The sequence below is a fragment of the Sphingomonas nostoxanthinifaciens genome (assembly GCF_019930585.1).
GTDB classification, from domain to species: domain Bacteria; phylum Pseudomonadota; class Alphaproteobacteria; order Sphingomonadales; family Sphingomonadaceae; genus Sphingomonas_I; species Sphingomonas_I nostoxanthinifaciens.
In genome coordinates, this window is record NZ_CP082839.1 from 1712536 (window position 1) to 1727523 (window position 14988).

At 67.2% G+C, this 14988-nt stretch carries 12 protein-coding genes and 1 pseudogene; 8 read left to right on the forward strand and 5 right to left on the reverse strand.

Going from position 1 to position 14988, the window contains the following annotated elements; genetic code table 11:
* Window positions 1-45 precede the first annotated feature (45 nt).
* Window positions 46-738, reverse strand: coding sequence for an alpha/beta fold hydrolase (locus K8P63_RS08255; RefSeq protein WP_223799329.1), 693 nt, complete (start codon window positions 736-738; stop codon window positions 46-48).
* A gap of 143 nt (window positions 739-881) precedes the next feature.
* On the opposite strand from K8P63_RS08255, the gene K8P63_RS08260 reads away from it, so the two are divergent.
* Window positions 882-1583 (forward strand): GDSL-type esterase/lipase family protein, encoded by a 702-nt coding sequence (locus K8P63_RS08260; RefSeq protein WP_223799330.1) that lies wholly within the window; start codon window positions 882-884, stop codon window positions 1581-1583.
* An 8-nt stretch (window positions 1584-1591) separates the two neighbouring features.
* Here the strand turns inward: K8P63_RS08260 and K8P63_RS08265 are convergent, their stop codons facing one another.
* The 3 genes from K8P63_RS08265 to K8P63_RS08275 form a co-directional block, all read right to left on the reverse strand.
* The gene (locus K8P63_RS08265; RefSeq protein WP_223799331.1) at window positions 1592-2605 is read right to left on the reverse strand and encodes an arabinan endo-1,5-alpha-L-arabinosidase; all 1014 of its coding nucleotides are present in this window, start codon (window positions 2603-2605) and stop codon (window positions 1592-1594) included.
* A 48-nt stretch (window positions 2606-2653) separates the two neighbouring features.
* A complete protein-coding gene (locus K8P63_RS08270; RefSeq protein ID WP_223799332.1) occupies window positions 2654-5311 on the reverse strand; it encodes a TonB-dependent receptor in 2658 nt (885 codons plus the stop codon).
* 127 nt (window positions 5312-5438) lie between these two features.
* Window positions 5439-6185, reverse strand: a complete 747-nt coding sequence (locus K8P63_RS08275) for a FadR/GntR family transcriptional regulator (protein ID WP_223799333.1) — start codon at window positions 6183-6185, stop codon at window positions 5439-5441.
* Between the two features lie 139 nt (window positions 6186-6324).
* Here K8P63_RS08275 and K8P63_RS08280 point away from each other — a divergent pair, with 139 nt between their 5' ends.
* The 4 genes and pseudogenes from K8P63_RS08280 (at window position 6325) to K8P63_RS08295 (ending at window position 10630) form a co-directional block, all read left to right on the forward strand.
* A complete protein-coding gene (locus K8P63_RS08280; protein WP_223799334.1) occupies window positions 6325-7884 on the forward strand; it encodes an alpha-N-arabinofuranosidase in 1560 nt (519 codons plus the stop codon).
* 5 nt (window positions 7885-7889) lie between these two features.
* Window positions 7890-8912, forward strand: a pseudogene (locus K8P63_RS08285) (glycoside hydrolase family 43 protein); the annotation flags it as partial.
* A gap of 2 nt (window positions 8913-8914) precedes the next feature.
* Window positions 8915-10258 (forward strand): glycoside hydrolase family 27 protein, encoded by a 1344-nt coding sequence (locus K8P63_RS08290; protein ID WP_223799336.1) that lies wholly within the window; start codon window positions 8915-8917, stop codon window positions 10256-10258.
* A gap of 60 nt (window positions 10259-10318) precedes the next feature.
* A complete protein-coding gene (locus K8P63_RS08295) occupies window positions 10319-10630 on the forward strand; it encodes a hypothetical protein (protein ID WP_223799337.1) in 312 nt (103 codons plus the stop codon).
* A 25-nt stretch (window positions 10631-10655) separates the two neighbouring features.
* Here the strand turns inward: K8P63_RS08295 and K8P63_RS08300 are convergent, their stop codons facing one another.
* Window positions 10656-11096 (reverse strand): hypothetical protein, encoded by a 441-nt coding sequence (locus K8P63_RS08300; protein ID WP_223799338.1) that lies wholly within the window; start codon window positions 11094-11096, stop codon window positions 10656-10658.
* 135 nt (window positions 11097-11231) lie between these two features.
* Between K8P63_RS08300 and K8P63_RS08305 the strand changes: the two genes are divergently transcribed.
* From K8P63_RS08305 to K8P63_RS08315, 3 genes are all read left to right on the forward strand, one after another.
* Window positions 11232-12167, forward strand: a complete 936-nt coding sequence (locus K8P63_RS08305; protein WP_223799339.1) for an ROK family protein — start codon at window positions 11232-11234, stop codon at window positions 12165-12167.
* A gap of 31 nt (window positions 12168-12198) precedes the next feature.
* Window positions 12199-13575 (forward strand): sugar porter family MFS transporter, encoded by a 1377-nt coding sequence (locus K8P63_RS08310; protein WP_223799340.1) that lies wholly within the window; start codon window positions 12199-12201, stop codon window positions 13573-13575.
* Window positions 13576-13685: 110 nt separating this feature from the next.
* Complete coding sequence (locus K8P63_RS08315) at window positions 13686-14987, forward strand: Gfo/Idh/MocA family protein (protein WP_223799341.1); 1302 nt, start codon at window positions 13686-13688, stop codon at window positions 14985-14987.
* Window position 14988 lies beyond the last annotated feature (1 nt).

Below are 14988 nucleotides of genomic sequence, written 5' to 3' on the forward strand. Positions count from 1 at the left end.
CCTGGATCCCGGCCTGCGCCGGGATGACGGCAGGGGGGTCTTGGGTCATCCCTCCGTCAACCATGCCGCGATCAGTTCGTTCAACGCGTCGGGCGCCTCGGCGGGCAGCATGTGACCGGCGCCGGGGATGATCGCCAGCCGGGCATCGGGGATGAGCGCGGCGATGGCTTCATGCTGTGCGGGTGGGCTCCACGCATCCTCGGCGCCGGTGATGACGAGCGTCGGGCAGGCGATGCGCGGCAGCAGATCGTCCACCGGCGGCCGGCTCAGCATCGCCTCCGACTGCGCGGCGAAATCCTCGACTCCGACGCCGATGCACATCGCGCGCAGCGGCTGCAGGATCGCCGGGTCGTCGCGATGCGCCGGTGCCAGCATCGGCGGCAACCAGCGATCGACCAAAGCGGCAGCGTCCTCGGCGCGGCCGACGTCGCGCAGCGCGTGGCGGCTTTCCGCCTCGCCCGGCCGGGGCTGGTGAATGCCGGTGCTCAGCAACGCCAGCCGCACGACGCGGTCGGGGGCGCGCCGCACGACCTCCAGCGCCACCCGCCCGCCCATCGAATGGCCGAGCAAGGCGAAGCGCTCCGGCGCATGCTCTAGCGTCCGCTCGGCCATGGCCTGGAGGCTGGCCAGCGGCCCCAGACCGTCGACCGCGATCGCCTGGGGGAAACGTGCCAATTGAGCGGCGAAGATGCGCGCATCGGAGATCAGGCCGGGCAGCAGGAGGAGCGGCAGGGTCATTGCGGGGCTTGCTCCCGGTTTCAGGGACCGGCCCGCTGGTGCCGCAGGCTCGCACTCGATGCAACCGAACGCCGCCCGCCACTGGCCGTTTCGGGACTACCCGCTATATCGGCGCGGCGTGTCGTCGATCGAAGGCTGTCAAAGTGAGCCTCCTGATACCGCTATTGCTGGCGAGCGGCGCCCTGACCGGGCCGGCGGGCACCGTCATGCCCGCGATCGTCGATCCCTATGCCGCCGAGATCGCGGCGTTTGCGCGCGCGCCGCGCACCAGCGGCACGGCGGCGGTGCTGTTCCTCGGCAGCTCCAGCGTACGGCTGTGGGACAAGGTCGATGCCTTCCCCAGCGAGAGTGCGATCAATCATGGCTTCGGCGGTGCGACCGTGCGCGACGTGCTGCGCCATTACCGGGTGCTGGTCGAGGATTGCCACCCGGCCGCGGTCATCGTCTATGTGGGCGAGAACGACATCGCGACCGGGCGCACCCCTGCCGAGACCGCCGCCGACGTGCTGACTTTGATGACGAAGCTGCGCGAGGATTTTCCGACGGCGCGCATCGCGTGGCTGTCGCTGAAGCCGAGCCCGGCGCGCTGGCCGCTGTGGCGCGAGATGACCGTCGTCAATGCGGAGGTGAAGGCCCACGCCGCTTCGGCCGGAGCGTTCGATTATATCGATATCGTACCGAGCCTGATGGGCCTCGACGGGCGCCCCGATCGAACGCTGTTCGGCCCCGACGGCCTGCACATGAGCCCGCTCGGCTATGCGCGCTGGAACCGGATCGTCGCGCTCTATTTCGCAGCCGGCGGCCAGACCGCGCATGTCCGCCCGGGCCCGACCGGGATACGATAGGCGCAGGCTCAGCGCACCGCGACCGGCCAGCCTTCGCGGTCCCACTCGATCGGCGAGATGCGCAAGGTCGGCGCTCCGCGATTGGCTTTGTCATAGGCGTGATAGACGATGTAATCCTTGCCATCGTCGTCATGCAGGAAGCCGCTATGGCCCGGCCCGCGAAAGCGGCCCTGCTCCTCCAGATCGGCGCGCAGGATGATCGTGCCCTGACCATCCATCATGCGGCTGCCGTCGCGGCCGAGATAGGGGCCGGTGATCGCCTTCGATCGGCCGACCACGGTGTAATAGGTACTGTTCACGCCCTTGCAGCAATAATCGTATGAGGCGAACAGATAGTAATGGCCCCCGCGCGGCACGATGTATGGCGCCTCGATCGGCGCCGGGCCGCCCGCGGGCGCAAGGCGGCGGGCGAGCGCCACCGGCTTCTCGCCTTCGTGCAGCAGCTTGCCCGTGCGCGGATCGAGCTCGAACAGCTTGATCCCACCCCAGAAGCTGCCGAGCGACAGCCAGTGCCGTCCCTGCGCGTCGATCACATGGTTCGGGTCGATCGCGTTATAGTCGTCTTCGTGGTGCGACATCACCACCAGCCCCTCGTCGCGCCAGCCAAAATCGGGCGCCTTCGGGTCGAGCGTGGGGCTGGTGAACAGACCGATGGCGGAGCGGTTCGATCCGAAGGTCGACACTGCGTAATAGAGGTGCCAGCGGCCGTTCCAGAAAGACAGGTCGGGCGCCCACATGTCCTTGCTGCCGGGTACCGCCTGCGCCGCCCAGTCGGGCAGCTTGGCAAAAGGCGCAGGCTGCTGGGTCCAATGGGCTAGGTCGGGCGAGGTCTTTTCCGACAGGCCTGTGCCGAACACGTAATAGGTGCCGTGTTCCTTCACCAGCACCGGGTCGTGCGTCGGCACGATGTCGCCGGTGATGACGCTGTTGATCGGGCCGGTATCGGCCGGCCCGGCCTGCGCCGAGGCCCCACCGGCGATTGCCAGCGCCAGCACGGCAGCGGTCAGCGATCGTCGGATCATGCGCTTTCCTTTTAGGGGAGCGGCCGTCACGACCGCCCCCCGCCTTCGTCAGAACTTGAAGCGTGCGCCCACCTCGAACGTACGGTCGTAGGTGCGCGTGTCGCGCGGCGTGCTCGAATAGAGGCCGCTCACCGCGTTCACGCCCTTGAACCGGTCGTGATAGACGCGATCGGTCAGGTTGGTGGCATCGAACGTCAGCGACAGATAATCGGTCACGGCATAATTCATTGACAGGTCGAGCTGGCCGGTCGGATCGGCGACGATCGTTCCCGCCTGCACGCCGCCGGAATTGTAGCTGTCGACGAAGCTCGACCGCCAGTTCCACGCGAGCCGCACCGACGCCCCATATTTCTCATAGATGGCGACGACGTTGTACGACCATTTCGACACGTTGGTCAGGCGCTGCTGCCCGCCAAGGATCGGATCCTGCGTCGTGCCCTTGATGAAGGTGCCGTTGAGCTGCGCGCCCAGACCGGAGAGCGGGCCGGGCAGGAAGTCGAAAAATTGCTGGTAGGCGGCTTCCGCGCCATACAATTTGCCCGTGCCGGTGTTGCGCGGCCGGCTGACCAAAGCCGTCTGCCCCTGATAGGCCTCGATCTGCGAATAGGTCTGAATGTAGCCGAACACGTCCTTGTAGAAGCCGGCCAGCGTCACTGAGGTCGCCTTTGCCGGATACCATTCGAGCGAGACGTCATAGGCGTTGGTCTTGATCGGCTGCAGCGCGGGATTGCCGCCGCCGCCGGTAAAGGCGGTGCCCGAACTACCGGTCTGGCCATTCGACGTATAGCTGACGAGCGGGTTGAGCTGCGCGAATTCCGGCCGCGTCAGCGTCTTGGCGACGGCGACGCGCAGCTGGAGCTGGTCAGTCAGCTTGGCGCGCGCGTTGAAGCTCGGCAGCACATTCAGGTAATTCTCCCGGCTCGACACGCCGTTGCCCTGCAGATTTTCCGACGTGTTGACGATGCGTGCACCGGCGGTGCCGTCGACGCGGATCGAACCAAGATCGAAGGCGAACGCTGCCTGAGCGTAGACGGCGTAAGTCTTTTCGTCGTCGAAGAATGCAAGGTTGGGATCATAGGGCCGGTCCCCGGCCGGCTGGCCGAAGATCTTGCGGACCGCGTCGGTATTGTTGAGCAGATAGTTCGTGTTCGCATCGACGAACGACCCGACGCCGAGCGCGCCTTTCACCAGATCGCCCGGCGAGATCGAGGCGAACCCGCTGATGCTGCTGACCGGCACCGGCGTGCCGATCGGGATCGGGTTTGACGCGGTCGCCTGCGACGTCGCGCGCCGCGTCGTGTAGCGCGAACCGACCTTGAAGTTGGTCAGGAAGCCGTCGTCGAACGTGTAGAGCAGGTCGCCGCGCCACGCCCACTGCCGGCTCACCGCCACGCTGTGATTGTCGAACAACGTCTGGATCGAGAACAGGGTCGGGTCGGTCAGGTTGACGCCGGTCAGGTTGACGCGCGGCGTGCCGCCCTGATCGAAGTTGACGCCGATCTGCGGCGAATTGAACGACGTGTCGGTGATGACGTTGCGGCCGGGCAGGCGGCTGCGATTATAGGTCAGTTCGCTCGTCAGCACGGCGTGGCCGGTGGTCCACTTGCCGCCGCCGTTGAACTGATAGGTGTCGGTCTTGTTCTGGTAGGCCTGCTTGCTGGTCAGCGTATAGGCGTTGGTGGTCGTGCTGCTGTTCGCCAGGAACGGGAAGTTGGGATAGGTCGTGGTCGCCGTGACCGTGCCCGCCTTCGGCAGGCCGATGAAGAAATCGACCGCATAGGTGTTCTTATACTGGGTATAGAGCCCGTCGACGTAGAATTCGAGATTGTCCGCCGGCTTCCACTGTACCGATCCGTTGAATGCCAGCCGCTGGCGGTTGCCGCTGGTGTAGAGGCCGCCGACCGTGTCGGGGATGCCCACGTTGCTGCCCGCGAGCGGGTTCGAGACAAAATCGAACGCATCGTCGTCGCGATAACGGCGCCGATTGTAGGACGCGCCGAATAGCACGCCGATATCGCCGATCGACGTTTCCCACCGATCGCTGACGAGGCCGCTGCCGAGATAACCCCACTTGCGCGACTGGTCGGAGTAGACCGCTCGGCCGGCGCCCGCGATCTGCAGGCCGTCGAAGTCGAACGGTCGGCGCAGGCGCACGTCGATCGTGCCGGTAATGCCGCCCTCGATGATGTCGGAGGTCGAGGTCTTGTAGACATCGACGCCGGCGATCAGTTCGGCCGGGATATCCTGCAGCGCCACGCCACGGCCCGTGCCGGTGAACGCCTCGCGCCCATTGAGCAAAGTGGTGATGTTGGGCAGCCCGCGGACGAGTACTGTGCCCGCCTCGCCGGCACCGCGCGTCACCTGCACGCCGGTCACGCGCTGCAGCGCGTCGGATACGGTGTTGTCGGGCAGCTTGCCGATATCCTGCGAGACGATCGAATCCACGATCTGCGGCGCGGTGCGCTTGATCGCCTCGGCGGTGGCGAGGCTGGCACGCACGCCGCGCACCACGATCTCGGCGGTATTGGCGGGGTCGGGTGGGGCAGTGTCGGAGGCGGCCTGCGCGGCGGGCGTGGTCGCGTTATCGGCACCCGGCCGCGATGCGACCGATCCGTTTGGATCCTGGTTTTGGGCGGCGGCAGCACCGGCGCTCGCAAACATCGCGAGCATAGACACGCCATAGCGGACAAATTGCCTCGACAGCATCAACCCCTCCTTCAATGCCGTCGCTTACGGACAGCTTTATTGTCGGAGTATAATGCGATTCCCGCGCCGCCGATGCAACGGTTAAATTGCGGGCGTCAGCGCTTCGGAAAGTAGTCGCGGCGGGCCGCTACATCGAGCTTCGTGTATCCTCCAGAGCCAGATCGACCAGCAGGCCCATCGCGCTGCGCGCTGCGTCGGCGTCTCCGGCGGCGATTGCGTCGTAGACGCGCGCATGATCGGGAATGGGGTTGCGCGGCAAAGCGCGGGCGCGCTGCTTGAACTGCGTCGTCCAGGTCACCGCCGCGCTGATGCTCGCGCTCAGCGCCACCAAAGCGGCGTTCTGCGTCGCGTTGAGAATGGCGGTGTGGAAGTCGCGGTCGGCGGTGCGCCCCGCCTCGGTCGCGAGCGTGTGGCGTCGCATGCCGGTAAGCGCGGCACGCATGGTCTTCAAATCGTCGCGGTCGCGCCGCTCCGCCGCCAGCGCCGCCGCTGCCGGTTCGACGATTGCGCGCAATTCGAACAGGTTGCGGATGAACTGGATATCCGGCTCGCCGGTGAAGGCCCAGGCGAGCACGTCGGGATCGAGCATATTCCAGCGCGTGCGCGGCAACACGCGCGTACCGGCCTTGGGGCGGCTTTCGACCAGGCCCTTGGCGGTCAGCACCTGCACCGCCTCGCGATAGGCGCCGCGCGAGACGTCGAGCGCCTCGGAAAAGGCGATCTCGCTGGATAAGGTATCGCCCGGCGCATATTCGCCCGACAGGATCGCCACGCCCAATTTGTGGGCGATCGCGCCATGGAGCCGGCGGCCGGTGCCACGTCGACGGGCCGGCGGCTTGTCCTCGCTATCGATCTCCGCGCCCTTGTCGCTCACATCGTTCTCCTTGCCATCGGAGTAACAAGGCTGTTGCCGCCCGCAAGCGGGAATGATTGCGCGTCGGCGAGACGATGATAAAGTATGAGTAATATGGCGATCGGACCAGTCCGCATCTCGCCGCCAAAAGGGAGGATGGATGAGCAGGATGTTCCGTCGCACCGCCGCCGCGCTGCTGATCGCCGCGCAGGCATTTTCGGCCGGGCAGGCCGCACCCGACGCCGTGTCGATCACGGCGACCGTGCATGGCGACCGGCCCGGCCCGATCTACGACCGGCACATCTTCACCCAGTTCGCCGAGCATCTCGGCAACGGCATCTATGGCGGCCTGTGGGTCGGTAACGACAAGACGATCCCCAATACGCGCGGCTTTCGCAACGACGTAGTCGGTGCGCTGAAACAGCTGGGCGTGCCGGTCGTGCGCTGGCCAGGCGGCTGCTTCGCGGACGAATATCACTGGCGCGAGGGCATCGGCCCGCGCGCGCAGCGCCTGGTGAAGGTCAACACCCATTGGGGCGGCGTCACCGAGCCCAATGCGGTCGGCACGCACGAATATATGGATCTGGTCGAGCAGCTCGGCGCCGAGGCCTATATTTCGGGCAATGTCGGCAACGGCACGCCGCGCGAAATGGCCGAGTGGGTCGAGTATATGACGGCACCGGCCGGCAGCCTTGCCGACGAGCGCGCGCGCAATGGCCATCCCGCGCCGTTCAAGGTGCAGATGTTCGGCATCGGCAATGAATTGTGGGGCTGCGGCGGCAACATGCGGCCCGAATATGCCGCCGACGAGACGCGTCGTTACGCCACCTTCGTCGTCGTGCCGGTGAATACCAAGATCGTGAAGATCGCCAGCGGCGCCAATGAAGGCGATACCAACTGGACCGACGTCATCATGCGCGAGTCCGGCAAGCAGGTCGATGCCCTGTCGCTCCATTATTACACGGTGCCCGGCGGCTTTGCCCACAAGGCCTCGTCCACCCAGTTCGACGAGAGCGGCTGGGCCGAGACGCTGTCGCGCGCGCTGGTCATGGACGACCTCATCACCCGGCACAGCGCGGTGATGGACAAATATGATCCCGCCAAGAAGGTGTTCCTGGCGGTCGACGAGTGGGGCACCTGGTATGCCGAAGAGCCGGGCACGCATGCGGGCTTCCTGCGCCAGCAGAACACGCTGCGCGACGCGCTGGTGGCGGCGATCAACCTCAACATCTTCGCCAAGCATGCCGATCGCGTGCGGCTGACGGCGATCGCGCAGATGGTGAACGTGCTGCAGGCGATGGTGCTGACCGATGGGCCGAAGATGGTGCTGACGCCGACCTACCACGTCTTCATGATGTACAAGCCCTATATGGACGGCACGGTGCTGCCGATCGACCTGCACGCGCCGAACTACAGCTACGGCAAATGGTCGATGCCGGCGGTCACCGCCTCGGCGGTGCGCGACAAAACGGGTGTGGTGCATGTCGGCCTCGCCAACCTCGATCCGAACCGGCCGGCGACGGTCTCGGCCAACCTCGACGGACTGAACGCGCATCAGGCGAGCGGGCAGGTGCTGACCGCCGGGGCGATGAACGCGCTGAACAGCTTCGACCGGCCGAACACGGTGATGCCGGCGCCGTTCACCGGCGCACGCATCGCCGGCGACACGCTGACGCTGACCCTGCCGCCCAAATCGGTGGTGATGGTGGAGCTGCACTGATGCGGATGCTGGGGACGACGCGCCGCGCGGTGCTGGCCGGCGGCGGGGTGGTGGCCGCCGCACCGCTGCTGGCGGCATCGGGCACGCGCATCGTCAACCCGCTCGTGCGCCAGCGCGCTGACGCGCAGGTCTTCCGCCATACCGACGGCTGGTATTACATGACCGGGTCGGTCCCCGAATATGACCGGCTGGTGCTACGCCGCGCGCGCAGCCTTGCCGGCCTGTCGACTGCGGCCGAGCGCGTGTTGTGGCGGCACGAAGCGAAGGGGCCGATGTCGGGCTTCATCTGGGCGCCCGAGCTGCACCTCGTCGACGGCAAGTGGACCATGTACTTCGCCGCCGGCCCGAGCGGCGGCGGCGAGGACGTGTTCCGCATCCGCACCTATGCGGTGGTGTGCGACGGGCCCGATCCAATGACGGGCGGCTGGTCGGTGCTCGGCCAGTTGCAGACGGCGTGGGACACGTTCACGCTGGATTCGACCAGCTTCGTCCATCGCGGGCGCCGCTATCTCGCCTGGGCACAGCGCGAGCCGGGGATCGACACCAACTCGAACCTTTACATCGCGCCGCTGGCGACGCCGTTGACGCTGGCGGCAAAGCAGGCGCGGCTGTCGGTGCCGACGCTGCCGTGGGAGGTGCAGGGCTTCAAGGTCAACGAGGCGCCCGCAGTACTCCAGCGCCACGGTCGGTTGTTCCTGACCTATTCGGCGAGCGCGACCGATGCGCGCTATTGCATGGGCATGCTCACCGCGCGCGACGACGCCGACATCATGGATCCGAACAGCTGGTCCAAGTCGCCGGTCCCCGTATTCAAGACATCGGCCGAGCATCACATCTATGGCCCCGGCCACAACAGCTTCACGGTGGACGAGGCGGGGCGCGACATGCTCGTCTATCATGCCCGCGATTACGAGAAGATCACGGGCGATCCGCTGTTCGATCCCAATCGCCATACCCGTGTTCAGCCGATTCACTATCGGCCGGATGGCAGCCCTGATTTCGGTATCCCGGTCGCGAACGGGCCGCTGGCATGAGCGGTCCGCAGGTCGATCGCCGCGCCGTCCTCGCTGGCGGCGCGCTGGCGGCGGCGCCGCTGCGGGCCACAGGGGGTAAGGCCGGCGCATCGCTTGCGCCGCGGCCGCCGATGGGCTGGAACAGCTGGAACAGCTTCGCCACGACCATCACCGAGGCACAGGCGCTGGAGACGGCGCGGATCATGGCGGCGAAGCTGCTGCCGGCCGGCTACGACGTCTTCACCGTCGACATCCAGTGGTACGAGCCCGACGCGAACAGCTATACCTACAACGCCCATCCCAAGCCGGCGATGGACGCGCACGGCCGGCTGCAGCCTGCGCCCAATCGCTTCCCGTCGAGCGCCGACGGGTCGGGCTTCACCCGGCTCGCGCAGCAGGTGCACGCGCTGGGATTGCGCTTCGGCATCCATGTGATGCGCGGCATCCCGCGTGCGGCGGTCGAGGCCAATCTGCCGGTCTTCGGCACGAGCGTCCGCGCACGCGACATCGCCGACACGTCCAGCACCTGCCCGTGGAATCCCGACATGTACGGCGTCGATATGCGCCGGCCGGGCGCGCAGGCGTGGTATGACGGGCTGTTCCGCATGTATGCGGGCTGGGGCGTCGATTTCGTCAAGATGGACGACATGAGCCGCCCCTACGATGCGCACGCGCCGGAGATCGAGGCGGCGCATCGCGCGATCGGCGCCTGCGGCCGGCCGATCATCCTCAGCTTGTCGCCGGGCGAGACGCCGGTGGCGCGCGCCGACCATGTTCGCGCCAATGCGCAGATGTGGCGGATCGGCGACGATTTCTGGGACGAATGGCCGCTGCTGGAGGCGCAATTCACGCGGCTGGAGAATTGGAACGCGCACCGCTCGCCCGGCTGCTGGCCCGATGCCGACATGCTGCCACTCGGGCGGCTGAAGCTTGGCGCGCGCGATACGCAGTTCACGCCCGACGAGCAGCGGACGCTGATGACCCTGTGGTCGGTCGCACGCTCGCCGCTCATCATGGGCGGCGATCTGCGCCACCTCGACGCGCCGACTTTGGCGCTGCTCACCAATCCGGAAGTAATCGCGGTCAACCAGTCGAGCAGCGGCAACCAGCCGCATTTCCTGATGGACGGGCTGCGCGTCTGGACGGCGCGGGGGCATGACGGGGCGGACATCGTCGCTTTGTTCAACACCGATGCGAAACCGCTCGAGGCATCGATCCGGCCCGACCGCATCGGCTTGCGCGGGCCGTTCGCGGTGCGCGATTTGTGGGCGCGACGCGACCTGCCCGGGCGGCCCGCCACGATCGCCGCGACGTTGCCGCCGCACGGCGCGGCGCTGTTGGGGGTGCGCAGCGTCGGCTGACATCGGCGCAACCACAGTCGCCATCCGTCGTTACGCTTCGGTCAATTTGGAGGAATAGCGATGAAGAGCAAGCTCGTGCTGGCGGCAATGGCCACCATGATCGCCGCGCCGGCGGTGCTGCCGTCTGCCGCTCTGGCTCAGAACCGCGACGATCGCAGCTATCAGGGCCAGGACCGCAGCTATTACGAACATTGCAAGCGGAGCAGCGGCACGACCGGGACGGTCGCCGGTGCGGTCGGCGGCGGTCTCGCCGGCAATCTGCTCGGCGGCGGGACGGTCGGCACGATCGTGGGTGCCGGCGGTGGCGCGCTGCTCGGCCGTCACCTCGACAAGAAGCATGACGCCGCGCAGAATCGCAAGAACGGCTGCTGATCGGTCGTAACCCTCCGACCGCCGGTCAGCGCGTGCGACCGGTGGATCGCTGCAGCCGTCGATGATTGCCGGTGGCGGTCGCGTGGATCGGATCGATCGCGCGGCCGCCTGCTGTGCTCATCTTGACCAGCAGTTTGCCGCCACGTTGATTCATCCGCGCGATCGTGGCGGGGCTGGGTGGCCAGGCCGCGAACAAGGTCGCGAAATCGCGGCTTTGAGCGAGCAGATCGCGATGGATGTCGAGCCAGTCCTCGGCGATCGCGCTGCCGGCCTTGCCGAACGCCTCGACCTTTTCCGGCACCATCCGCCCGAGTTCCGCCACGTCGGCCGACAGCGGATCGCGCATCGCCGAGTCGATGAGTTGCGAGCGATGGCCGATCACGCCCGCGGCCGCCATCGCGGTCTCCTGCAGGGCGAGCCCATTGGCCCACAATGACGACCCAAGCTTCCATGCATTCCAGAACATCGAAATTCCCGTGATGCGAAGGTGATCGGACGATGCGCACGAAGTTACGCTCATGCGTCGGACGGGGCAACGCATCGCGTTCCCATGCCATGCCTGATCCGCTAGGCGGTGGCAGGCACGGCAGCGAGGCAGACCATGACGAATGACGCGACGGATCGACTGCTGGTGGGCGTGGAGCTTGGCGGCACCAAAACGATCGCAGTTGTCGGTCGCGGGCGTGAGATCCTCGATCGGGCGGTCGTTCCGACCACCACGCCCCGGGCGACGCTTGACGCCGTCGCGACCCGCCTCAAGCTGTGGGACGAGACGTTTCGACCGCAGGGGCTGGGCATCGCCAGCTTCGGCCCGGTCGCGCTGCGCGCGGGCACGCCCGATCACGGTCACATGCTGGACACGCCCAAGCCCGGTTGGGCGGGAGCCGACGTGCTGGGCCCGCTCGCCGCCGTCTTGCCCGGCCCGGCGGCGATTCACACCGACGTGACCGGCGCCGCGCTGGCGGAAGGGCGCTGGGGTGCCGCGGCCGGCCTGTCCGATTTCGTCTACATCACCGTCGGCACCGGCGTGGGCATGGGCATCGTTTCCGGCGGCCGACCGGTGTCGGGGCGGATGCATCCGGAAGCGGGGCATCTGCGCGTCCGGCGCCTGCCCGGCGACGACTTTGCCGGCGTGTGCCCGTTCCATGGCGACTGCCTCGAAGGGCTGGCGTCGGGGCCGGCCATCGCCGCGCGCGCGGGCAAGGGGGCCGAGCATCTGGCGCCCGACGATCCAGCCTGGGCCTTCGTCGCCGACGCGCTGGCGGAAGGGATCGTGATGCTGATGCTCACCGTTTCGGCGCAGGCGATCGTGATCGGCGGCGGAGTCGGGCTTGGCCAGCCGCAAGTGCTGGCGATGATCCGGCCGCGGATCGTCGCGCTGCTGGGCGGCTATCTGCCCGGCGTCGATGCCGGCTCGATCGATCGGATCGTCGTTCCGGCCGCGCTTGGCGGGGATGCCGGACCGCTTGGCGCGCTGCTGTTGGCCGAGATGGCGGTGGAACAGAGCAGCGGTGTCGCGAGTAGCAAGCGGCAATAGTTGCGTGGCGGAGAATGAAGCGATGGCGGTCATGATCGAAGAACGCGGCGCCCCCGCGCCGGCGGGCGGCGAGCCGTCGCTGCTCAACCCCACGCTGCTTGCCTGCATCGTCACCGCGGCGCTCGCCGGGCTGCTGTTCGGCTTCGACACGGCCGTCATATCGGGCACGACCGAGGGGCTGCGCGCGCGCTTCCATCTCGACGATTTCTGGCTGGGCGTGACGGTTTCGTCGGCGTTGTGGGGCACGCTCGCCGGCGCGTTGCTCGCGGGGTTGCCGGGCGACCGCTTCGGCAGTCGCGACACCTTGCGGGTGCTGGCGCTGTTCTACGTGGTGGGCGGCATCGGCTGTGCGCTGGCGTGGAGCTGGTCGTCGTTGGTCCTGTTTCGCGTGATCGCGGGTCTCGCGGTGGGGGGCTCTTCGGTGCTGGCGCCGGTCTACATCGCCGAGGTGGCACCACCGTCGCGGCGCGGCGGGCTGGTCGCCTCGTTCCAGTTCATGGTGATCTTCGGCATCCTCGCCGCCTATGTCTCGAACGCGATCATCGCCGCGCAGCATTTCGGGCCGGACGACTGGCGGTGGAAGTTCGGCGTCACGGCGGTGCCGGCGGCGATCTTCCTGCTGCTGCTGTTGCGCATCCCCAACAGCCCGCGCTGGCTGGTGGGGAAGGGGCGTGAAACCGAGGCATCGGCGGCGTTCGCGCAACTCGGTATGGATCAGGCACGCGCCCGGTCGGAGATCGACGCGGTGCGTGCCGGCCTCGGCGCGAGCGTCGGCGGCGGCGAGGCGCTGTCGTGGCGGCGCCATCGCAAGCCGATCCTGCTCGCCTTCATGGTGGCCGCGTTCAACCAGCTGTCGGGCATCAACGCGCTCCTTTATTATCTCAACGACATTTTCGCGAAGGCCGGGGGCAGTCTCTCGCCGGATGTGCAGGCGATCATCATCGGCGTCGTCAACGCGATCTTCACGATGGTCGGCATGTTGCTGATCGATCGGCTGGGCCGGCGGACGTTGCTGCTGATCGGCTCGGCCGGCATGGCGACATGCCTCGTCCTCGCCGGACTGGCGATGAGCGCGTGGCTGCCGAACTGGATGCTGCTGCCGGCCTTGATCGGTTTCATCGCCTTCTTCGCACCGAGCACCGGCGCGGTGATCTGGGTCTATATCTCCGAGGTGTTCCCCACCGCCGTGCGCGGCCGTGGCAGCGCGATCGGCGCCTCGACCCATTGGTGCTTCGACGCGGTGATCGCCGCCGTCTTCCCGAGCATCGCGGCGCTGTCGGTGAGCCTGCCCTTCTTCTTCTTCGCGGCGATGATGGCGCTGCAGTTCGTGGTGGTGCTCGCTTATTTCCCCGAAACGCGCGGCGTGCCGCTCGAGGAGATGGAGCGGACGCTTGGGACGAGGAAGTAAGGCCGAAGCGGATCGTTGCCGCTAATGCACTGCACCGTTTCGAAAAAAATATGATCGTGGGCCGCCGCTGCGACGTTTGCTGACCATTCGGTTTCGAACGGGAGCGCGTAGTGAGCAATCGACTGGACCTGATGAGCCGCCGGCGCCTGTTCGAGGTGGCGGGCGCCGGTGCCGCCGGGCTGGTGATCGGCGATGCGGCGATTGCGCAGGGCCGCTATGCGCCGCCGAGCCGGATCGACACCGGCAGCGTCGAAGGCGGCAAGGTCAAGTTCCCCGCATGGCGCGCGCCCGCGGACACCCCGTCCGGGCCGACACCAGCGCCGATGCCGCCCGAGCAGCGGGTCGGCTTCGCGATCGTCGGGCTCGGCCGGCTGGCGCTGGAGGAGATTCTGCCCGCCTTCGCGGAGTCGATGAAGGCGAAGCCGGTCGCGCTCGTTTCGGGCTCGCCCGAGAAGCTGCACACGGTCGCCGCGCAATACGGGATCAAGCCCGAAAGCTGTTACAGCTACGAGAGCTTCGACACGATCCGCGACAATCCCGAGGTGAAGGTCGTCTACATCGTGCTGCCCAACGCGATGCACCGCGAATATTGCGAGCGCGCGGCCAAGGCCGGCAAGCACGTGCTGACCGAGAAGCCGATGAGCGTCACCTCGCGCGATGGGCAGGCGATGGTCGATGCCTGCAAGCGCGCCGGCGTCCAGCTGATGGTCGCCTATCGCATCCAGTACGAGCCCTATAACCGGCGCGCGATGCAGTTCGTGCGCGACGCCAAGTTCGGGCGGCTGGTCGGCTTTCACGGCATCAACGTGCAGACCGTCGCCGCCGACGGGGCGCAGCAGTGGCGGCAGAAGAAGGCGATGGCCGGCGGCGGCTCGCTGTTCGACATCGGCCTCTATTGCCTCAACACCGCGCGCTTCGTGACCGGCGAGGAGCCGGTCGAGATCTACGCCACGACCTATTCGCCGCCGAACGATCCGCGCTTCGCCGAGGTGGAGGAGACCATCTCCTTCATGCTCCGCTTCCCATCGAGCACGATCGCGAATTGCTTCGCCAGCTATGGCGGGCGCGACGACAAGCATCAGCGGCTGAACCTGGAAACCGCGGTGCTCGATATGCCCAACGTCTACCAATATCAGGGCCAGCAACTGACCGTCACCGCGCGCGAGCAGGACGCGACGAGCGAGAACCGGCTGGTGCTGGCGCCCAAGAACCAGTTCGCCACCGAGATCGACCATATGGCCGATTGCGTCATCACCGGCCGCAAACCCTATACGCCGGGCGAGGAGGGCGTGCAGGATCACAAGATGATGGAGGCGATCTACGAGAGCGCCCACGCCGGCCGTCCGGTGAAGCTGGAGCGGATCGACGGCAAGGACATGTTCCGCGGCCCGCCGCTGAAGCAGGACGCCTGAG